Here is a 20957-nt window from a genome sequence, read left to right as displayed (position 1 = left end):
CATCTACGTAACGCCTGCAAAGGGTTGACGAAACTTTTGGCGCACCTATAGGAAAGCGCTATCCAATCCCCGCCGTGCCCGGACGGCCAGGAATGAGGGACACATGCGTCTATGTCCGATTCGATCGCGGTAACCCCCAAACGGGCGCTCGCTCCCAGGCGAGCCCACGCCAAGCCGCCGGGTGCGGGGCGCGCCAAGCGGGTGAACGCCCACAAACGGCGAGAGGCCCGTACGGCCTACCTCTTCCTGGCACCATGGTTCCTCGGCCTGTTCGTGATCACGGTCGGCCCGATCCTGGCGTCGCTCTACCTGTCGTTCACCGACTTCAACATGCTGGAAACAGCCAAGTGGATCGGGCTCGACAACTACGCGAAGATGTTCACCGAGGACACGCGGTTCCTCACCTCGCTGAAGGTGACCACGATCTACGTGGTCGTGTCGGTGCCGCTGCAGCTGGCCTTCGCGCTCGGGCTGGCGCTGGCCCTCGACCGGGGACTGCGCGGTCTGTCGTTCTACCGTTCGATCTACTACCTGCCGTCCCTGCTCGGTGGCAGCGTGGCGATCGCGATCCTCTGGCGCAAGATCTTCGGTAGCGACGGCCTGGTCAACGCGGTGCTGGACGTCTTCGGCATCCAGGGTGCCGGTTGGGTCTCCGATCCCGACACCGCGCTGGGGACGCTGATCCTCCTGCACGTGTGGACCTTCGGCGCGCCCATGGTCATCTTCCTGGCGGGGCTGCGGCAGATCCCGCAGAGCTACTACGAGGCGGCTCAGGTGGACGGAGCGGGCAAGCTCCGCCAATTCCGCTCGATCACGCTGCCTCTGCTCACGCCGATCATCTTCTTCAACCTCGTGCTCGAAGTGATCAAGTCGTTCCAGTCCTTCACCCAGTCGTTCATCGTCAGCAGCGGCACGGGCGGACCGGTCGACTCCACGCTCTTCTACACGCTCTACCTGTACCTGAAGGGCTTCAAGAGCTACGACATGGGTTACGCGGCAGCCATGGCCTGGGTGCTGCTGCTCATCATCGCCGGACTGACCGGCGTCAACTTCCTCGCGTCGAAGTATTGGGTCTTCTATGGCGACACCAAGTAAGGCCGTCCCGCTGCTGTTCCGCCCGCTTCCGCGGGGCAGCCGGCTGCTCAAGCACATCTTGCTGATCGGGTTCGGCCTGGTCATGCTCTATCCGCTGCTCTGGATGGTGTCCAGCTCGCTCAAGCCCGAGGAGCTCATCTTCCGCGAGCCCGGCCTGTGGCCGAGCACCTTCACGCTGGAGAACTACAGCGAGGGCTGGACCTCGCTCAAGCACTCCTTCGGGTTCTACCTGTGGAACTCCGCGGTCATCACCGGTCTGTCGGTGGCGGCCAACCTGATCGCCTGCTCCCTGGCCGCGTACGCCTTCGCCCGGCTGAACTTCCCGCTGAAGAAGCTCTGGTTCGCGGTCATGCTCGGCTCGATCATGCTGCCGCATCATGTGACGGTCGTGCCGCAGTACATCGTGTTCTCCAACCTCGACTGGATCAACACGATCTGGCCGCTGATCGTGCCCAAGTTCCTGGCCACGGACGCGTTCTTCATCTTCCTCATGGTCCAGTTCATCCGGACCCTGCCGAGGGAGCTCGACGAGGCAGCCTCCATCGACGGCGCGGGCTACTGGCGGGTCTTCCTCCAGGTCATCCTTCCGCTCTGCACCCCGGCGCTCGCGACAACCGGCATCTTCACCTTCATCTGGACGTGGAACGACTTCTTCAGCCAGAACCTGTACCTGACGAACTCCGACAACCTCACGGTCGCCGTCGCGCTGCGCCAGTTCCTGGACTCCAGTGGTGAGTCCTCGTGGGGGCCGATGTTCGCGATGTCGATCGTGTCGCTGGGGCCGATCTTCGGATTCTTCCTGGCCGGCCAGAAATACCTGATCCGTGGCATGGCGACCACCGGACTCAAGTAACACCCCCCGCAACTCTTCACCAGGAGGTAGAGCTGTGAGTTTCAGCTCGCGCAAGAAGATTTGGACGGTTGCCCTGCTCGCGGCCACCGTGATGACGTCGGCCGGCGCCTGCGGCGGCGGCGACAAGGCGGACGGCGGCAAGGTCGAACTCCGCTTCTCGTACTGGGGCAGCGACTCCCGGCAGAAGCTCACCGAGCAGGTGATCAAGAAGTTCGAGGAGAAGAACCCGACCATCAACGTCGAAGGTGACTTCTCCGACTTCAACAACTACTACGAGAAGCTGGCCACCAAGGTGGCGGCGAACGACGCCCCCGACGTCATGAGCATCGAGATCCGCGGCCTGGGCGAGTACGCCGGGCGCGGCGCCCTGGCCGACCTGGCGGGCAAGGTGGTCACGACCGACCTCGACCAGCAGGCGCTCGCCGCCGGGAACATCGACAGCAAGCAGTACGCCATTCCCTCCGGCGTCAACGCCTTCTCCATGCTCGTCAACAAGGCGACGATCGAGAAGGCCAAGCAGAAGGTGCCCGACGACAAGTCCTGGACCTGGGACGACTGGATCAACCTGGCCAAGCAGATCAGCGCGAGCGGTGGCGGCATCACGGGAGCCGAGTACAACTACAACCCCGCCTGGCTGCAGATCTTCGCGGCGCAGCGGGGCGAGAAGCTGTACGACGGTAAGAAGCTGGGCGTCTCGCCTGACACGCTGAAGGCTTGGTGGGCCATCCACCAGCAGCTCATCCAGACCAAGGGCTCGCCTGACGCGGCGAAGAGCTCCGAGCTGATCGCGGGCGGGGTCGAACAGTCGCCGCTGGGCACCAACGCCGGTGCGACGGGCATGTGGTGGAGCAACCAGCTGGGCGGCCTGACCAAGGCGTCCGGTCAGGAGCTGACCCTGCTGCGCATGCCCAAGGTGAAGGAGGCGACCACCAGCGGTATGTTCCTGCAGCCGTCGATGTTCTACACCGTCGCCGCCAAGTCCGAGCACCCCGCGGAAGCCGCCAAGTTCATCGACTTCATGGTCAACGACCCGGACGCGGCCTCGATCCTGCTGAGTGACCGTGGCCTGCCGACCAACGCCAAGGTGCTCGCCGCCGTCAAGGACAAGCTGCCGGCCGTCGACCAGAAGACGCTGGGCTTCATCGACGAGGTCAGGAGCGAGCTGAGCCCGATCGCCGCTCCGCCGAAGGGCGCCCTCCAGGTGGACGACATTCTCAAGCGCGTCACCGAGGAGGTCGTCTTCGCCAAGACGACTCCGGACGCCGCCGCGCAGAAGTTCCTGACCGAAGCCAACGCCGCCCTCGCCGGCTGAGCTCGGTACGGGCAAGGCCGGGGCCAGTACGGCAAGGCCGAGGCCGGTACGGCAGGGCCGGGGTCGTCAGTGGCTCCGGCCCATCATTTTCGCTACTCGGGGAGAGAAGTTGAGCACCAGGTACGCCTTCGTCGGCCTTGGTCACCGTGTCCGGATGTACATCGACGCCCTGCTGGGCGACTGGCGGGACACCGGTACGATCGTCGGCCTCTGCGACACCAACCGGACCCGCATGGACTACTACGCCGAGCGCATCGGCGATGACGTGCCCCGCTTCCATCCGGACGAGTTCGGCAAGCTGCTGGAGCTGGCCGACGCCGTCGTGGTCACCACGATGGACGTGACCCACGCCCGCTACGTCGTCGCCGCCCTCGACGCGGGCCTCGACGTCATCGTGGAGAAGCCGCTCACCGTCGACGCCGAAGGCTGTGAGGCCATCGCCGCCGCCGCCGAGCGCAACCCGGGCAAACTGGTGGTCACCTTCAACTACCGCTACTCGCCCCGCAACTCGGCAGTGAAGAAGCTGATCAGCGAGGGCGCGATCGGCCAGGTCACCTCCGTCCACTTCGACTGGGCGCTGGACACCATCCACGGCGCCGACTACTTCCGCCGCTGGCACCGCGAGCGGGCCAACTCCGGCGGCCTGCTGGTGCACAAGTCCACCCACCACTTCGACCTGGTCAACTGGTGGCTCGCGGCGGCGCCCGAGCTCGTCTTCGCCCAGACCGACCTGCGCTTCTACGGCCAGGCCCTGCCCAGAGGCCCGCGCCCCGCCCGCGGCCAGGGCGCTCCTGGCCTGGGCACCGACCCGTTCATCCTGGACATCTCCACCGACGAGCATCTCAAGCGCCTCTACCTGGACGCCGAGCACGAAGACGGCTACATCCGCGACCAGGACGTCTTCGGGCCGGGCGTGACGATCGACGACAACATGTCGGTCCTGGTCCGCTATGCGAACCGGGCCATGCTCACGTACTCGCTCACCGCGCACGCCCCGTACGAGGGCTACCGCGTGGTGTTCAACGGCACGGAGGGCCGGATCGAGCTGGAGGTGTGCGAGCGATCTTGGACACCGCCGCACGCCGCGATCGACCCGAGCGCCGCCACCAAGCAACACGCGGCCGGCGCCTGGGAGAAGCTCACCCTGCACCGGCACTGGCAGGAGTCGGAGGAGATCATCATCGAGCAGGGGGAGGGCGGTCACGGCGGCGGCGACCGGCTGCTCCTGAACGACGTCTTCCGCGGCCCGAGCGAGGACCCGCTGGGCCGCCCCGCCGGGTACCGCGATGGCATCCGCAGCGTACTGGTGGGAGCCGCGGCCACCCGCTCGGCCACCACCGGCCAGGCCGTCCGCCTGACCGACGACGGCACCCGCCTGGCCGACGCCTGACCGACGACCGGTCGCCCGGTCGAGGGTTCCGTCGTCCCTTGACCGGGCGTCAGCGGTGCTGTCCGGGATCCATGTGGAGAAGCGTGGTGGGATGGGCGGTGGACGCCCGATCGGGGTCGAGGCGGAGTTGCCGCAGGCGGGGTGCTCGGCCGGGATCGGGCTGAAGTAGCAGGTGTGGCGGGCAGGGATCGGTGGTGATGTGAAGGTAACCGGCCGCAGCCGGCTGATGTGACGTCCCTGTAACACCAGCTTCTTACCTTTTGCGTGTTGGATCTGCCCGCTGCGGCTGCGACGCGCCCACTGCCCGGGACAGCGTTCAGGCCCTGTAGAAGAAGAGGGCCGATGACGGCGACAGACCCGGACGACGGCACGGCCACGCGTGTGAAGACCGTCTGTTCCTATTGCGGCGTCGGCTGCGGCATCGTGCTCGACGTAACGCGTGGCGCCGATGGGCGGCGGAGGGTGGTCAAGGCTTCGGGGGACAAGAGCCACCCGGCCAACGCCGGTCGTCTGTGTACGAAGGGAGCCACCAGCGCGGCGATGCTCGCGGCTCCGGGACGGCTGGAGCGGGCGCTCGTCCGGCCGGATCGAGGCGCGGAGCCGGAGCAGGCCGGTGTCGACGCGGCGATCACGGCGACCGCCCGGCGGCTGCGCACGATCCTGGACGAGCACGGGCCCGACGCGCTGTCGTTCTATGTGTCCGGGCAGCTGACGCTGGAGGCCCAGTACCTGGCGAACAAGCTGGCCAAGGGGTTCGTCCGCACCAACCAGATCGAGTCGAACTCACGGCTGTGCATGGCCAGCGCGGGCAGCGGCTACAAGCTGTCGCTGGGCTCGGACGGCCCGCCCGGCTCGTACGAGGACTTCGAGCGCGCCGAAGTGTTCTTCGTCATCGGTGCGAACATGGCCGACTGCCACCCCATCCTGTTCCTGCGGATGAAGGACCGGGTCAAGGCCGGGGCCAAGCTGATCGTGGTGGACCCGCGCCGCACGGCCACGGCCGACAAGGCCGACCTGTTCCTGCAGATCCGGCCGGGCACGGACCTGGCCCTGCTCAACGGGCTGCTGCACCTCCTGGTCGAGGACGGCCACATCGACCAGGAGTTCATCGCGGAGCACACCAACGGCTGGGCGGCCATGCCGGACTTCCTGCTCGACTACCCGCCCGCCAAGGTCGCGGAGATCACCGGGATACCCGAGGCCGACCTGCGTCGGGCGGCTCAGTGGATCGGTGAAGCCGGCGAGTGGATGAGCTGCTGGACGATGGGCCTCAACCAGAGCACTCACGGCACCTGGAACACCAATGCGCTGTGCAACCTGCACCTGGCCACGGGCGCGATCTGCCGCCCCGGCAGCGGCCCGTTCTCGCTGACCGGCCAGCCCAATGCGATGGGTGGGCGTGAGATGGGCTACATGGGGCCCGGCCTGCCCGGGCAACGGTCGGCGCTGGTGGAGGAGGATCGCCGGTTCGTCGAGGAGCTGTGGGGGATCACGCCCGGTACGCTTCGGACCGAGGCCGGGCAGGGCACGATCGAGATGTTCTCGCGGATGGCCGAGGGCGAGATCAAGGCGTGCTGGATCATCTGCACCAATCCGATCGCCAGTGTCGCCAACCGCAAGACCGTGATCGCCGGTCTGGAGGCCGCCGAGTTCGTCGTCACCCAGGACGTGTTCGCGGCCACCGAGACGAACGCCTACGCCGACGTCGTCCTCCCGGCCGCCCTGTGGGCCGAGTCCGAAGGCGTGATGATCAACTCGGAGCGCAACCTCACCCTGCTCCAGCAGGCCGTCGAGCCGGTCGGGGAGGCGCTGCCAGATTGGCGGATCATCTCCAGGGTCGCCTGCGAGATGGGGTTCGAGGCTGACTTCTCCTATGAGAGCGCGGAGGAGGTGTTCGAGGAGATCAAGCGGGCGGGCAATCCCGCGACCGGCTACGACCTGCGCGGCGTCACCTACGAGCGGCTGCGGGAGACGCCGGTGCAGTGGCCGAGCGCGCCCGGTTCCGGCGCGCGCAACCCGATCCGCTATCTCAACGACGGTCTCAGCCAGGCGCCGCTCGTACGGGAGGACGGCAGCCGCCCGCGCCTGGCCTTCGCCACCGCCGACGGTCGCGCCGTCTTCTTCCCGCGCCCGCACCTACCCGCCGCCGAGCTGCCCGACGACGACTTCCCGTACGTACTCAGCACCGGTCGGTTGCCGCATCAATGGCACACCCTGACCAAGACCGGCAAGGTCGCCAAGCTGAACAAGCTCAACCCCGGCCCGTTCGTCGAGATCAACCCGCAGGACGCGGCTGAGCTCGGCATCGGCGAGGGCGACCTGGTGGCGATCTCCTCACGGCGCGGCCGGGCCGTGCTGCCCGCGGTCGTAACGGACCGGGTGATGCCGGGCAACAGCTTCGCGCCGTTCCACTGGAACGACCTGTTCGGCGAGTACCTCAGCGTCAACGCCGTCACCAGCGACGCCGTGGATCCGATCTCGTTCCAGCCCGAGCTGAAGGTGTGCGCGGTCTCCCTGGCCAGAGTGGCCACGGAGCAGGCCACCGACGCGCCCTCACGAGCACCCGAGCCGGCCGTTCAGAGCACGGGGCAGGCGGCGGTGTCCGGTCCGGTCGCGGCGCAGGCGGCGGTGCCCGGTCCGGTCGCGGCGCTGGCCGGGTTGTTCGGACTGGGCGAGCTGGCCCCGCCGGTGCTCGCAGGTCACGAACGCCAGTATCTGGCCGGGTTCCTGGCCGGTCTGAGCGATGCGCCGCCTACCGGTACGGCCGTACCGATCTTGCCAAGCCACGCCCCCATCGACCCGAGCCATGCTCCGTGGATCAACGGCGCGCTGGCCGGCGCCTTCTCTCGTGTCGCGGCCCCTGCCCTCGTACCGGAGGCGCCCGAGGCGCCGGTGCGCGAGCTCATCGTCCTGTGGGCCTCGCAGACCGGAAACGCCGAGGAGTTCGCCGCCGCCAGCGCTCGCCGCCTGGCCGACACGGGCCGCAAGGCCCGGCTCGTCGACATGGCCGACTGCACCCCGGCCGCTCTTCCGGCGGAGGCGGACCTGCTGGTCATCTCCAGTACGTTCGGCGACGGTGAAGCGCCCGACAACGGTGCCGCCTTCTGGAAGGCGCTCGCCGAGCCCGGAGCGCCGCGGCTCGACGGCGTGCGCTATGCGGTGCTGGCCTTCGGCGACTCCAGCTACGACGACTTCTGCGGTCATGGACGCCAGCTCGACCGGCGTCTGGAGGAGCTCGGCGCGGTACGCCTGGCGCCGCGCGCCGATTGCGAGCCCGACGACCAGGAGCGTGCGCTGAGCTGGCTCGACCATGTGCTCACCACGCTCACCGAGACGACGCCCGCCTCGCCGCCCACGCCGAGCCACAGCAAGACGGCCCCTTTCACCGCGACCCTGTCGGGCAACCGGCTGCTCAGCCTGCCCGGCTCGGCCAAAGAGGTTCGCCAGTTCACCTTCGACACCGGCGGCGAGCTGGCCTACCAGGCCGGGGACGCGCTCGGCGTCATTCCCGTCAACAGCGCCGATCTGGTCATGGAATGGCTGGCGGTGACCGGTCTCAGCCCGGTCGACAACGTGGAGCTCACCGGCCTCGGCTCGCTTCCCTTCGGCGAGGCGCTGCACCGCCATCTGGACATCACCAAGATCACCTCGGGCCTGCTCAAGTTCGTCGCCGAACGTACTCGCGACCGCGATCTGTCCCGGTTGCTACGTCCAGGCAACAAGGGCGAGCTGGCCAAGTGGACCTGGAGCCGCCAGGCCATTGACGTCATCGCCGAACTCCCGGTACGCGCCGCCGCCCAGGAATGGATCGGCGTGCTCAAACGGCTCCAGCCGCGCCTTTACTCCATCTCCTCCAGCCCGCTGACCAGCCCCGACGAGATACGCCTGACCATCTCGGTGGTCCGCTTCGACAATCTGCGTGGCCGCCCACGCAGCGGCGCGTGCTCGGCCTACCTGGCCGACAACCCCGAGCGGACCCAGGTGCCGGTGTACGTCCAGCACACCACCCACTTCCGCCCGCCCTCGGACCCGGGCGCCCCGATGGTGATGATCGGCCCCGGCACCGGCGTCGCCCCCTTCCTCGGCTTCCTCGACGAACGCCGCGCCCTCGGCCACCACGGCCGTAACTGGCTCTTCTTCGGCGAGCAGCGCCGGGCCACCGACTTCTACTACCGCGACGAACTCGCCCAAATGCACGACGACGGGCTGCTGACCCGCCTCGACCTGGCCTTCTCTCGTGACCAGCGCGCCAAGGTCTATGTTCAGGACCGCATGCGCGAGCACGGTGCCCAGCTTTGGGCCTGGCTGCAGGACGGGGCCCACGTATATGTGTGCGGCGACGCCGGCCGGATGGCCAAGGACGTCGACCAGACTCTGCATGACATCACGGCCCGCTATGGCGGCCTCTCTCCTGATGACGCGACCGCTTACGTCAAGCAGCTGGCCGCGAGCAAGCGCTACGTACGTGACGTGTATTGACGACGGTTCACGTTCACCTTCTAGCCGTCTGCATCAGGCGCAGGGCCGCCTCCGCCGTCTCATATCTCCAGGAGGCCACCATGTGCTCGAACCCGTATGCCTGGTCACGCTGCTCACGCAGGCTGGCGATGATCGGCTTGATCCGCTCCGCCTGCGCCTCCAGCAACGGTCGTGAGTCCCTCGTGATCCGGTCGAGCAGCGCGAGCTTGACCAGGAACTCGGTGCGGATGTCGCGGATGTGCTCCACCGGCCGCATCAGCCACGCGTCCACGGCGGCTCGCCCCGGCATGGTGATCGCGTACAGCGTGCGTGGGGGGCCGCCCCTGCCTGGCTCCGTACCCGACGGCTCGATCAGCGACAGGTCGGCGAGCTGGTCGAGCGCGCGGTAGACGCGCGGCCGAGGCACCTGCCAGATCGTGCCGACAGAGCCGGCCGGCCCGGTGAGCTGGGAGACGGCGAAGCCGTGCGTCGGCCCCTCCGCGACCAGCGCGAGCACGACCCACTCGGTGAGCGACAACCCGCGAGAGTCCACGCATCCAGGGTAGGGGCGACAGCGGCAATCAGAGAGCGGCCAACTAGTCTCATAAAGACTAGCTGACAGCTTCGGAGAACTGCCGGTGACAGGAAACAACGTGCGCGTCTTACGGGTCGGCCCGCGATGAAACCCGCTCCGAACGCCATCTGCGTCGGCGGGCCTTGCGACGGCATGCTCACCTATATCCACCAGGACGTCGGCATCGTGCAGGTGCCCTTCGGGCCGCCCGGCGATACCGAGGACATCGCCTACCGGATCACTTTCGGCAGCCTCCACCATCCCTCGAGCGCCGTCCCGTTCACCGTGCTCACCTGGGTCGACACGACCCATCCATAGCCCCGGCACACGCAGGAGCCCCGGCACACGAAGGGCGGGCGCGGCCGGTGTGATCCGCCGCGTCCGCCCCTCGTTCCCCGGGTCCGCCTTTCCCGAGCCGGCCCGGAGGCTTGTCACAGCTGGGTGCAGACCGCCTTGACCTCGGTGTACGCCTCCAGCACCTCGTGGCCCATCTCCCGGCCCCAGCCCGACTGCTTGTAGCCGCCGAACGGCAGGGCCGCGTCGAAGACGTTGTAGCAGTTGATCCAGACCGTCCCGGCCCGGATCTTGCCCGCCAGGGCATGCGCCTTGGAGATGTCGCGGGTCCAGATGCCGGCGCCGAGGCCGTAGGTGGTGTCGTTGGCCTGGGCGGCGAGGTCGTCCAGGTCGGAGAACGGCGAAGCCACCACGACCGGCCCGAAGATCTCCTCGCGGACCACCTTCATCGACGGGTGCGCTCCGATGAGCACGGTGGGCTGGACGAAGTAGCCCTGGTCACCGTGCCGGGCGCCGCCGACCACGGTGTGCGCCCCTTCACGGTGTCCGGAGTCCAGGTAGCCGGTCACGCGCTGGAGTTGCTCTTCGGAGACCAGCGGCCCCATTTGGGTGTCGGGCTCCAGCCCGGAGCCCAGCTTGATGCCGCGGGCGATCTCGGCGACGCCCTCGACGACCTGGTCGAAGCGCTCCTCCTGGACGAACAGCCGGGATCCGGCCACACAGCACTGGCCGTGGTTGAAGAAGATGGCGTTGGCCGCGCCCTGAACGGCGATCTCCGGGTCGGCGTCGTCGAAGACGATGTTCGGGCTCTTGCCGCCGAGTTCGAGGGTGACCTTCTTCAGGTTGCCCGCCGCCGCGTGCACGATGAGCTTGCCGACCTCGGTGGAGCCGGTGAAGGCCACCTTGTCCACGCCGTCGTGGGCGGCCAGGGCGGCTCCGGCCGTCTCGCCGTACCCGGGCAGGACGTTGACCACGCCGTCGGGGATGCCGACCTGGGCGATCAGCTCGGCCAGGCGCAGCGCGGTGAGCGGGGTCTGCTCGGCCGGTTTGAGGATGACGGTGTTGCCGGTGGCCAGCGCGGGTGCGAGCTTCCAGGCGGCCATGAGCAGCGGGAAGTTCCACGGGATGATCTGCGCGATGACGCCGATGGGCTCGCGCAGGGTGTAGGCGTGGAAGGCGGCACCCGGCATGTACGGCACGGACAGCTTGATCGTGTTGCCCTCGATCTTGGTCGCCCATCCGGCCATGTAGTGGAACATGTCGGCGGCCAGGGGGATGTCCGCGGCGCGCGCCACGGTCAGGGGCTTGCCGTTGTCCAGCGATTCGAGCTGGGCGAGCTCTTCGGCGTGCTCCAGGATCAGGTCGCCGATCTTCCAGATCATTCGTCCGCGCTCGGACGGTGTCAGCCGCGACCACGGGCCGTCGAAGGCGCGGCGGGCGGCGGCCACGGCCCGCTCGACGTCCTCGGCGTCGGCCTCGGCCACATGTGCGAGTGGCTGAGCGGTTGCGGGGTTGGGGGTGGCGAAGGTCTTGCCGGAGGCGGCGTCCACCCACCGGCCGTCGATGAAGAGCTGCCGAGGCGTCGCCACGAAGTCTTCGACGCTCTTGTCCAAGGTCACCGTCATCAGCGTCGGCTTCCTGTCGATGAACGTGCGCTTGGTAATCCGAGCCAGCGCTTGGTAGTCCCTATGAGACTACTGAAGACGAGAGAAGGCAAGAGGGCATGAGCGGCCTGGATCAGGCGATTGTCCTCTCATCTGCCACGACAAAGATGAATGCGCCTCGCAGTTGAGTGTGACCTTGTTCGGCGGCGGGCATGCGAAGAGCAGACATGGCGAGGCGAGGAGGGTGCCTGTGCAGCCCACGTCAACCGATCTTCCAACGGACGGCCAGGTGGCTCTGTCGGGCGACGTACGCGTACCTGCCTGGTTGAGCGTCGCGACACTCCGCTCGATGCCGCAGCGGGAGACCACGGTGAGATTCGAGTGCCGCACCTCCGGGTTGCGGCGGCACTACTTCTCCGGGCCGCTGCTCCTCGACGTGCTGCGGGCGGCCGAGCCGACGTTCGATCCGGGCGAGCGTAAGGACCGGCTGCGTTTCCTGATCTCGGTACTGGGCCGGGACGGCCACCGCGCGGTGCTGTCATGGGGCGAGATCGACCCGGACTTCGGCCACACCCCGGCGCTGCTGGCCGTCAGCATGGACTGCCGGGGGCTCGACGACGAGGGGCCGCACCTGGTGATGCCGGGCGATCGGTGTGGCGGCCGGCACATCAGCCAGGTCACCGACATCAGGGTGTACGCCGACGACCGGTTATGGGACTGAGCACTCGGTTTTGGGGCTGAGCACTCCCAGTGAGGTTATGGGGCTGAGCACTCCCAGGAGCAGGGCTGGCCGGCCCAGTGCAGGGCGATGTACGGCTCGGCCTGGCCCCAGTAGCGCACCCGTTCGCGGGTGACGCGGTAGCCGGCGCACTGCTCGGGCTCGTCCGGTGAGCGGCGCGGTACGGGGATGGTCAGCATGCCGATGTCCTGGTCGACATGGGTGAGCAGGCCGTGGCAGGGCCCGCCGAGGCAGATGGCGTTGCAGTCATGCCGGTCGTCCGGCGCGGGCGGGTTCATGCGGGGTAGGCGTGGGTCTCGGTGGCCTTGGCCGAGGCCCAGATCCGCTGGCCCGGGGTCAGGTCGAGGTCGGCGACGGCGGCGGGGGTGATGTCGGCGAAGGCGATGATGGGGCCGTCGAGGTGTACGCGTACGTTGTCGCCGTGGCGTTCGATGCCCTCGATGCGGGCTTGCCACAGGTTGCGCGGGCTGCCGTCCGGGCGGGTTCGGTAGAGGGCGACGGCGGAGGGCGGGAAGGCGACGAACGCGGGCCCGTCGAGGTGTTCGTAGGTGTGCAGCAACAACTCGCCGACCTTGACCCGGGATCCGTCGGCCACGCCGCGATACAGGTTGAGCCCGACGAGACGGGCCACGTAGTCGGTACGGGGGCGGCGGGCCACCTCGGCCGGACCGCCCTGCTGGACGATGGCGCCGTTCTCGATCACGATCAGCCGGTCCGCCAGCACCATCGCGTCGAGAGGATCGTGGGTGACCAGCACGGTCGCGCCGTCGAAGTCGGCCAGGTGACGGCGCAGCTGGGAGCGGACCTCCAGCCGGGTGTGGGCGTCGAGCGCGGCCAGCGGCTCATCCAGCAGCAGCAGATCGGGATGTACGGCCAGCGCCCGCGCCAGTGCCACCCGCTGAGCCTGTCCGCCGGACAGCTGCCGTGGCCTGGCGGTGGCCCGCTCGGCCAGGCCGACGCGTTCCAGCAGGGCGGCGGCCGTACGGCGGGCCTCGGCCTTGGGCACGCCATGGCAGCGCGGCCCGAACGCGACGTTGTCCAGCGCCGTCAGGTGCGGGAAGAGCAGGTAGTCCTGGAAGACCATGCCGATCGGGCGTTCCTCGGCGGGCAGGGTGTGCAGCGGCCTGTCGCGCAGGACGATCTCCCCGTCGGACAGGCGGGTGAGCCCGGCCAGGGCACGCAAGGCGGTGGTCTTGCCCGCGCCGTTGGGGCCGAGCAGCGCCACGACCTCGCCCGGAGCGACCTCCAGGGTGAGATCAAGGGTGAAGGCGGGCCGGGTGACCACCAGCCGGGCGTACAGGGTCATGGCGCGCTCACCCACCGATCCCGCAGGCTGGCCAGAATGACCACCGAGACGGCCAGCAACACCAGACTGAGCACGATGGCCGCCTCCGGCTCGGTCTCCAGCGCCAGATAGACCGCCAGCGGCATGGTGCGGGTGGTGCCGGGGAAGTTGCCCGCGAACGTGATCGTCGCGCCGAACTCGCCCAACGCCCGCGCCCAGCACAACACCGCCCCGGCCACGACACCCGGCATGACCATCGGCAGCGTCACCCGCCGGAACACGATCCACCGCGAGGCGCCCAGCGTGGCCGCCGCCTCCTCGAAACGCCGGTCGGCGCCACGCAACGCCCCCTCCACACTGATCACCAGGAAGGGCATCGCCACGAATGCCTCGGCGATGATCACCCCGGCGGTGGTGAACGGAAGCGTGATGCCGAACGTGGCCTCCAGCCACTGCCCGACCAACCCGCGCCGCCCCAGTACGAGCAGCAGCGCCACACCGCCGACCACCGGCGGCAGCACCAGCGGAACGGTGACCAGGGCCCGGACCAGCCGCCGGCCGGGAAACGACACCCGGGCCAGCAGCCAGGCCAATGGCACTCCGAGCAGCAGGCACACAGCGGTGGCGATGGTGGCGCACACCAGCGACAGCCGCAACGCCTCCAGCACCTGCGGCTCGGCCAGCCGCTGCGGCAGCGTGGACCAGGGGGCGCGGATCAGCAGCCCGGCCAGCGGCAGTACGAGGAAGACCAGACCCACGACGGCGGGCACGACCAGCATCCACGGCAGGCGCCCGGAGACCTCGCGCCCCGCGGCCGGCCGACTGCCGGGCCCGCGTGGCGAGCTCGACAGGTCGACCTGCTCCGGCACGGAAGGGTTCATCAGCGATCAGGGAGCCTCGAAGCCGGCCTTGGTCAGCACGTCCTTGCCCTGCGGCGACAGCACCAGATCCACGAACTGCTTGGCCAGGTCGCCGGCCGGAGCCTTGGCCAGCGTGGCGATCGGATAGTCGTTGATCGCCTTGTCCGCCTCAGGGAACTCCAGCCCCCGTACCTTGCCCGCCGAGGCGATCACATCGGTCTTGTACACCAACGCCGCGTCCACCTCGCCCAACTCGACCTTGGTCAGCGTGGCCTTGACGTCCTGCTCCAGCGTCACAGGCTTGACCTTCAGCCCGGCCGCGTCCAGCGCCTTGACCGCCGCCGCCCCGCACGGCACCTGCTCGGCGCACAACGCCACCTTCACCTTGCTGTCGGCCAGGTCCTTCAGCTCATCCACCTTGGCCGGATTATCCTTCGGCACGGCGATCTCCAGCTTGTTACGCACGAACGTGGTCGGCGCACTCGCCAGCGACGCGTCGGTCACTGTCTTCATCGTGGCCGGGCTCGCCGCGGCGAACACATCCGCCGGCGCCCCCTGAACGATCTGCTGGGCCAGTGTCGCGCTGGAGCCGAAGTTGAACTTCACCGTCGTACCCGGGTGCGCGGCCTCGAAGGTCTTGCCGAGCTCGGTGAACGTCCCGGTCAGCGACGCCGCCGCGAACACGGTCACCTCCTTGGCGCCGCCACCGGCGGAAGCCGCCGAGCTCGAAGCCGACGCCGTGGAGGAGGTGGCCGGTTGGCCGGAACCGCAACCGGACAGGCCCGCCAGCGCGAGCGCGACGGGCAGGGCGATCGCCCATCGGGAAAGACGCCTGAACACCAAGGAGGGCTCCTCACAAATGACTGGCCACGCGCTCGTGACCGGGAATCTCCACGACGACGTTGGTGGACTTGATCACGGCGACCGCCACCACCCCCACCTCCAGGCCCAACTCATCCGCGGCCTGGCGGCTCATCAGCGAAACCACCCGAAACGGCCCGGCGGCGATCTCCACCTGGGCCATCACCGCATCGCGGATCACCTCGGTCACGATCCCGCGAAAGCGGTTACGCGCCGAGGAGCGGCTACCGCCATCGCTCTCCTCGATCTGCGAGCGAGCGAAGGCGGCCAGATCGGCGCCGTCGACCCGCCGGTGACCGTGCTCATCCCGCTCGGCGCCCAGCCGACCCGCGTCCACCCATCGGCGAACGGTGTCGGCGCTGACCCCGAGCAGAGCCGCGGCCTCGCTGATCCGAAACGTCATCACAAGCCTCACGATACCTTCCGCACATTCCAGCCTGAATACCTGTCTTCCACCGCAGCAGCGGCATTGTTTACGGCTTTGCCATGGCATCCACGAGATCGGGCCTTGGTTTGCCCCCGCCTGGGCCTTGGTTCCTCCCACTGCTGGGCCGTCACATCCGCGCTCGCCGCCGCCTGGCCGCCCACGCTCACGGCCGCCACCACGGCCATGGCCGCGGTCGCCGCCGGTCCATCCTCTGTCAACCAGAGCGCCGTCGGCACGGCCGTCCTCATGGCGACCGGGGTGCGAATGCTGACCAGCCCCGGCACGGACCCGCCCCGGCCCGGCCTGGTGCAATGGCTGCTATGACGATCGCCCGTTCTCTGCTGTTGTTCGGTCTGGCCGCGCTGTTCGAGATCGGCGGCGCCTGGCTCGTCTGGCAAGGCATGCGCGAGCAACGCGGCCTGATCTGGGTCGGCGCGGGCGTGATCGCGCTCGGACTGTACGGTTTCGTCGCCACCTTTCAACCCGACGCCCACTTCGGACGCATCCTGGCCGCCTATGGTGGCGTGTTCGTGGCCGGCTCGCTGATCTGGGGCATGATCGTCGACGGCTTCCGTCCTGACCGCTGGGACGTCATCGGCGCGCTGATCTGCTTGGCGGGCGTCCTGGTGATTATGTACGCGCCCCGCGGCTGACCCCGCACGGCACAAAGGGCCTGCGCTTCGCTCCGGGCGTTCTTCCAGGGGGCGCCTGCGGCGCACAACGGGCTTCGCAGTCGGCGCTTCGCGCTTCCGGGAGCTCAGGCGTTGTTCCCAGTCGGGCCGGAGCCCCGACCCCTGCAGGGCCTCGCTACGCTCGGACGCCCTCCTCAGGCGCAGGCTTCGCCTGCGCGTTCTCCGTTGGCCTCACAGGCAAGGGATATCGCTTGCCATTGATGTGCAGGGAAGCATGGAGTGGCCTCAGGGGTCTCCCGGGGCCTCGGTCCCAGACGAGGTTCACGGAAGCCGTCGAGCCTCGGTTGCAGCTCACAGTTGCCTACAGTTACATCGTGATCGAGTTCCGTGAGGATCAGCCGAGGTGGCAGCAGGCTGCACAGGTGATCCGCGAACGCATCGCAGCAGGTGTCTACCGCCCCGGCTCGCGCGTGCCAAGCGAGAACGATCTCATGCAGGAGTTCGGCATCGCCCGGATGACCGCCCACAAGACGATGAGAGCCCTCCGAGAAGAGGGGGCTATCTATACCGTCCGCGGCATGGGCAGCTTCGTCAGCCCACCCGACGTCAGCAGCCCCTCCGAGGGGTAGGCCATGGCGCCGAGCCTACAGCCCAGCGTCGCGATGGCGAGCTCATACCGCGCGGCCGGCCAGACAGCGCACCGGAGACACCGAATCACCCCGATGTACAGAAACGAGCCTGATCGGGAAAGCTGGGACGTACTAACCCTGTTTCCCGCATGCGAGTGATCTTCAGTCAGAGGGTCTCGTGGATCGATGTCAAAGAGGATCAGGAGACGGAGTTGGGCGTCGGTGGGTGGTGGGATGGCCGGGGGTGACTGGCCGGTGCCCGGGGTCAGCGGGAAGCCGGCCAGTGCGTCGAGGATGAGGCTGCCGGCGGGGATGGCAGGACGTCCGTCGATCAAGCTGAGCGGGTTCTGCCCGTTGTTTCTGCGGCTTGGCTGAACTTCTCGGACGCCCCTGCGCGGTCCTCAGTATCGACCTCGTCTCCAACTGGGCGCCCAGGACCTCTCGGGCGGGCCCTTGGCCAGGGCATTCCCGCCCTCTGGTCTCGACATGCTAACTAACATGCTAACTAGCATGTTGTTCGCATGCTGGTCCGTGCTGCTCAGGGAGAATACGGTGCTCGACGAAGAGCTCTCCGAGATCGTTGCGAACCTCCGCGTACTCGGCGGGGACGTCTGCGACGTGGAAGTGAAGCAGTCCCAGCGCGAGCTGCCGAAGACGATCCGGGAAACCCTGTCGGCCTTCGCCAACACCCACGGCGGAGTGCTCATCCTCGGCCTGAGCGAGAGCACAGGATTCACAGCGACCGGTGTCCATGATGCTTCGAAGCTGTCCAACGACCTAGCCTCGCTCTGTTCCACGGACATGGAACCTGCTCTGCGGCCGTTGATCCGCGTCCACGACTTCGAAGGCGTGAAAATCATCGTGGCGGAAGTCCCAGAACTGGATCCGGCCCAGCGACCATGTTTCTACAAAGGCGCCGGGATGACCAGGGGCAGTTTCGTCCGCGTGGGCGATGGCGATCAGCGAATGTCGAGCTATGAGGTTCAGATCATGCTCTCCTCGCGCGGGCAGCCTCGCGAGGACGAAATGGCCGTTCCAGGAACCGGCCTCGAACTACTCGACTCGATCGCCCTGGAGTCGTTCATCGCGAGGCTCCGGACAAGCAGGCCCTACGCCTTCAAAGATCTTGACCATGACAATCTGCTAAGACGAGCCAAGATTCTAGTAACTGGCCATGACGGCACGGAAACGCTCTCTCTGGCAGCCATGCTCGCGCTCGGCTCCTACCCGCAGGAGTATTTTCCCCAGTTGATGATTAGCTTTGTGCATTATCCGTCGGTTACCGGCCAACCATCAGCGACCGGCACCCGCTTTCTGGACAACCTCACCATCGAGGGACCCATCCCCGTCATGGTCCGCGACGCACTCGCTGCGATCCGGCGCAATATGTCAAGAAGAGCAGTCATCGGAGGAGCCGGTCGAGAGGACGTCTGGGAATACCCGGAGACCGCCCTTCGGGAAGCCGTGGTGAATGCGCTCGTACACAGGGATCTGTCCAGCGCCGCCCGTGGCACTCAAATCCAGATCGAGATGTATCCCGATAGACTGACAATGCGAAGCCCAGGTGGATTGTTCGGCCCGGTGACTATCGACAACCTCACCGATGAGGGGATCTCATCTGCACGTAACGCGACCCTGATGAAGATGCTTGAAGACGTACCTCTGCCGGGCGAGATCCGGACCGTCTGCGAGAATCGGGGTTCTGGAATCCGCGCCATGGTTTCCGCCCTCCGAGCGGCTGGAATGAGCCCGCCGCAGTTCGATGACCGAGTGTCCTCCTTCACGGTCACCATCCCCAACCACGCCTTGCTGAATGAGGAAGTCGTGAGATGGATCGAAGGTCTGGGTGAAGGAGGTCTCACTGACAGCCAGTGCATCGCTCTGGCGATGCTCCGCAATGGAGAGATCTTGGACAACCGCTCCTACCGGAGCACGACCGGCGTGGACTCGCGTGTCGCCACGGCAGAACTGCGGGATCTCGTGGCACGTGAACTTGTGACCCAGGCGGGGAGCAGGCGATGGGCACAATACGAGTTGTCCCAGCGGGGACACCGTCGTTCCTCGGGGAGCGCATCAGCAACCACGCGGACCGATCGACGCTCCCAATTGCTGGACGCGCTTGGTGACGAGACGCTCTCGCGAGCCGAGTTGGCCCGGCGGACCGGACTGACCGATCAGACTGTACGGCGCTGGCTCTCGATCATGCGCGACGAAGGCGTCGTGGAGTTGATCGGAAGCTCGCCGAGAAGCTCGATCGCCCGGTATCGCCGAATGAGACAAGGATCCCTTTTCTCGCCGTCCGGGTCCCGGTAGCGAGACTAAGAGATTTTTCAAGGGCCTGCGCTTCGCTTCGGGCGTTCTTCCAGGGGCCTCGGTCCCGGACGAGGTCCACGGAAGCCGTCGAGCCGCCGTTCTGCCAGATGGCTGATGGCGACTGAAGGATCAGGATCGAGTAGGGCGGCCTGCATGTGAGGCTGCTGCTGTAAGTGAGCGTGCTCAAGTATGTTGCCGCCATGGATCACCCTCCACCGACTCGCACAACTATCTGAGCAAGGCGAGATCCCGCTGATGAGGCGTCCGCCTTTGCCGACGAACCGGGTGGTCAGGTGTCGTATACGCCGTCCCTCACAGACTTGGTCGGTTGCCTGGGTTGTTCCCTGTGGCTCGGGTGAACGGGACGAGTGTGATCAGGTCGCGGACGGCGGCCAGGTGGGCGGGGAAAAGCGGGTCGAGGAGACTCAAGAAGAGGACGATGGCCCAAGCCAGTGCGGCGATCAAGGCTGCACCGTCGAGAGGAGACGGGAGCGTGAAACCCAGCCGGTCGGTGATGAGAAGACCGGCAAGGGGGACCAGGGCGATGATCAGGGTCCGGGCGGCATCCATGATGCGGACGTGCCAGGTGCGGCGCGTAGCTTCGGGGGTGGTCTTGCGGATGGGGAGCCGGTCGTATTCGCCCGTGAGGATGATGCAGGTCAAGTCGGCGATGCGCCTGCGGAAGTCGTCGTAGGTGGTCATGGAGGGCAGTGCGATCCACAGCTGGAGGTCGATGACGGCTTGGGAGGCCTCGATCGCACGGGTACGGACGACGGCCCTGGTCAGAGGAGTACCGCTGCGGGCTACGGTCGGGATGCCTGCCCGCAGAAGGAAGGCGACCTTGGCCAGCAGGGTGTGGATCTCCTGGCGGGCCTTGGGCGGGAGATGGCCGCGACGGTCTAGTTCGGTGCGGGAGAGGATGGCCGTCAGCTGCTCAAACAGAGGTTCGGTCAAAGAGATGTGAGACTCGCGGTCCCACAGCCACATCGCCGCGTTGATCAGGATCCACATGAGGACCAGGGCAGCGCAGGCGGTGCCGATGCCCTGGAGGATCGGCATCCACCATCGGTCCGCCAGGTCGACGGCCCAGGCAGGGCCGCTGGCGTAGCGGATGTAGAGGGTGGCCGGAAAAAGGCCGAGTCCCACCACGCCGAACAGCGTATCGATGAAGCGGAAGAGCGGGTGATGCCGGCGCATCTCGACCCAGCCGGCGATCGTCAGGAAGACCGCGGTGCCCACGACGGCCAGGATGAACTCCTGCCAGGAGTTGATGGAGAAGACCGCCACCAGGACGGTGAAGGCCGCGGCGAGCACCAACAGCACGGCGAGCAGAGTCAGGTTCCCCTCAAAGTAGCTGCGCCGGGCCGACCAGCGGGCGGTGGACGCGGCCGCCGCCCGGAAACGGCCGCGCAGGTGTGCCGGGTCGGTGGCGGGGTTCAGGCTCCGGGCGAAGAGCGGCCAGGTGCCGTCCAGCTGCTTGGCCAGGCCGAACATCTCCGCCAGGCAGGGGCGCTTGTCTCGCGGAGGGTCGGCCGCTGTGGCGGGTGCGACGGGGTCGACATCGGGGGGTACCGCTTCGTCGGTCATGAGGGGGTCCTCACGGTGAGCGGATCAAGGAAGGCTGTAGGTCC

The 20957-nt window shown here is 67.6% G+C and carries 19 protein-coding genes; 11 read left to right on the top strand and 8 right to left on the bottom strand.

Annotated elements, in window-relative coordinates:
• The first annotated feature begins 111 nt into the window (after nucleotides 1–111).
• The 5 genes from ACQP2T_RS60380 (at nucleotide 112) to ACQP2T_RS60360 (ending at nucleotide 9129) form a co-directional block, all read left to right on the top strand.
• Nucleotides 112–1095 carry a carbohydrate ABC transporter permease gene (locus ACQP2T_RS60380; protein ID WP_433513621.1) on the top strand — a complete coding sequence of 328 codons (984 nt, stop codon included), beginning with the start codon at nucleotides 112–114 and terminating at the stop codon, nucleotides 1093–1095.
• A complete protein-coding gene (locus tag ACQP2T_RS60375) occupies nucleotides 1079–1948 on the top strand; it encodes a carbohydrate ABC transporter permease (RefSeq protein ID WP_433513620.1) in 870 nt (289 codons plus the stop codon). The genes ACQP2T_RS60380 and ACQP2T_RS60375 overlap by 17 nt, the downstream gene beginning before the upstream one ends.
• 34 nt (nucleotides 1949–1982) lie before the next feature.
• Nucleotides 1983–3260, top strand: coding sequence for an ABC transporter substrate-binding protein (locus ACQP2T_RS60370; RefSeq protein WP_433513619.1), 1278 nt, complete (start codon nucleotides 1983–1985; stop codon nucleotides 3258–3260).
• 154 nt (nucleotides 3261–3414) lie between these two features.
• Nucleotides 3415–4650 carry a Gfo/Idh/MocA family protein gene (locus ACQP2T_RS60365; RefSeq protein ID WP_433513618.1) on the top strand — a complete coding sequence of 412 codons (1236 nt, stop codon included), beginning with the start codon at nucleotides 3415–3417 and terminating at the stop codon, nucleotides 4648–4650.
• A gap of 342 nt (nucleotides 4651–4992) precedes the next feature.
• Nucleotides 4993–9129 carry a molybdopterin-dependent oxidoreductase gene (locus tag ACQP2T_RS60360; protein WP_433513617.1) on the top strand — a complete coding sequence of 1379 codons (4137 nt, stop codon included), beginning with the start codon at nucleotides 4993–4995 and terminating at the stop codon, nucleotides 9127–9129.
• Between the two features lie 13 nt (nucleotides 9130–9142).
• Here ACQP2T_RS60360 and ACQP2T_RS60355 read toward each other — a convergent pair whose 3' ends face one another.
• Nucleotides 9143–9661 (bottom strand): PadR family transcriptional regulator, encoded by a 519-nt coding sequence (locus ACQP2T_RS60355; protein ID WP_433513616.1) that lies wholly within the window; start codon nucleotides 9659–9661, stop codon nucleotides 9143–9145.
• Between the two features lie 126 nt (nucleotides 9662–9787).
• Between ACQP2T_RS60355 and ACQP2T_RS60350 the strand changes: the two genes are divergently transcribed.
• Nucleotides 9788–10000, top strand: a complete 213-nt coding sequence (locus tag ACQP2T_RS60350) for a hypothetical protein (protein WP_433513615.1) — start codon at nucleotides 9788–9790, stop codon at nucleotides 9998–10000.
• Between the two features lie 113 nt (nucleotides 10001–10113).
• Here ACQP2T_RS60350 and ACQP2T_RS60345 read toward each other — a convergent pair whose 3' ends face one another.
• A complete protein-coding gene (locus ACQP2T_RS60345; RefSeq protein WP_433513614.1) occupies nucleotides 10114–11601 on the bottom strand; it encodes an aldehyde dehydrogenase family protein in 1488 nt (495 codons plus the stop codon).
• A gap of 229 nt (nucleotides 11602–11830) precedes the next feature.
• Between ACQP2T_RS60345 and ACQP2T_RS60340 the strand changes: the two genes are divergently transcribed.
• Nucleotides 11831–12301 (top strand): hypothetical protein, encoded by a 471-nt coding sequence (locus tag ACQP2T_RS60340; protein WP_433513613.1) that lies wholly within the window; start codon nucleotides 11831–11833, stop codon nucleotides 12299–12301.
• Between the two features lie 35 nt (nucleotides 12302–12336).
• Here the strand turns inward: ACQP2T_RS60340 and ACQP2T_RS60335 are convergent, their stop codons facing one another.
• The 5 genes from ACQP2T_RS60335 to ACQP2T_RS60315 are packed head-to-tail and all read right to left on the bottom strand — an operon-like array spanning nucleotide 12337 to nucleotide 15731.
• The gene (locus ACQP2T_RS60335; RefSeq protein WP_433513612.1) at nucleotides 12337–12597 is read right to left on the bottom strand and encodes a hypothetical protein; all 261 of its coding nucleotides are present in this window, start codon (nucleotides 12595–12597) and stop codon (nucleotides 12337–12339) included.
• A complete protein-coding gene (locus ACQP2T_RS60330) occupies nucleotides 12594–13625 on the bottom strand; it encodes an ABC transporter ATP-binding protein (protein ID WP_433513611.1) in 1032 nt (343 codons plus the stop codon). Before ACQP2T_RS60330 ends, ACQP2T_RS60335 begins: the two co-directional genes overlap by 4 nt.
• Nucleotides 13622–14485, bottom strand: coding sequence for an ABC transporter permease (locus ACQP2T_RS60325; protein ID WP_433513610.1), 864 nt, complete (start codon nucleotides 14483–14485; stop codon nucleotides 13622–13624). Before ACQP2T_RS60325 ends, ACQP2T_RS60330 begins: the two co-directional genes overlap by 4 nt.
• A 6-nt stretch (nucleotides 14486–14491) precedes the next feature.
• Entirely contained in the window at nucleotides 14492–15307 is an 816-nt protein-coding gene (gene modA, locus ACQP2T_RS60320; protein WP_433513609.1) for a molybdate ABC transporter substrate-binding protein, read from the bottom strand.
• A gap of 10 nt (nucleotides 15308–15317) precedes the next feature.
• Nucleotides 15318–15731, bottom strand: coding sequence for a TOBE domain-containing protein (locus tag ACQP2T_RS60315; protein WP_433513608.1), 414 nt, complete (start codon nucleotides 15729–15731; stop codon nucleotides 15318–15320).
• 102 nt (nucleotides 15732–15833) lie between these two features.
• On the opposite strand from ACQP2T_RS60315, the gene ACQP2T_RS60310 reads away from it, so the two are divergent.
• The 4 genes from ACQP2T_RS60310 (at nucleotide 15834) to ACQP2T_RS60295 (ending at nucleotide 19326) form a co-directional block, all read left to right on the top strand.
• Nucleotides 15834–16076 carry a hypothetical protein gene (locus tag ACQP2T_RS60310; RefSeq protein ID WP_433513607.1) on the top strand — a complete coding sequence of 81 codons (243 nt, stop codon included), beginning with the start codon at nucleotides 15834–15836 and terminating at the stop codon, nucleotides 16074–16076.
• Nucleotides 16073–16405, top strand: a complete 333-nt coding sequence (locus ACQP2T_RS60305; RefSeq protein ID WP_433513606.1) for a YnfA family protein — start codon at nucleotides 16073–16075, stop codon at nucleotides 16403–16405. Before ACQP2T_RS60310 ends, ACQP2T_RS60305 begins: the two co-directional genes overlap by 4 nt.
• Nucleotides 16406–16758: 353 nt before the next feature.
• Nucleotides 16759–17013, top strand: a complete 255-nt coding sequence (locus ACQP2T_RS60300) for a GntR family transcriptional regulator (protein WP_433513605.1) — start codon at nucleotides 16759–16761, stop codon at nucleotides 17011–17013.
• A gap of 552 nt (nucleotides 17014–17565) precedes the next feature.
• Nucleotides 17566–19326 (top strand): ATP-binding protein, encoded by a 1761-nt coding sequence (locus tag ACQP2T_RS60295; protein ID WP_433513604.1) that lies wholly within the window; start codon nucleotides 17566–17568, stop codon nucleotides 19324–19326.
• Between the two features lie 312 nt (nucleotides 19327–19638).
• On the opposite strand, the gene ACQP2T_RS60290 is transcribed toward ACQP2T_RS60295, so the two are convergent.
• Complete coding sequence (locus ACQP2T_RS60290; protein ID WP_433513603.1) at nucleotides 19639–20913, bottom strand: hypothetical protein; 1275 nt, start codon at nucleotides 20911–20913, stop codon at nucleotides 19639–19641.
• Nucleotides 20914–20957: the final 44 nt, after the last annotated feature.

This window comes from Nonomuraea sp. CA-143628 (genome assembly GCF_050942315.1).
Classification (GTDB): Bacteria; Actinomycetota; Actinomycetes; order Streptosporangiales; family Streptosporangiaceae; genus Nonomuraea.
This window is presented reverse-complemented; position numbering and strand designations above follow the sequence as displayed.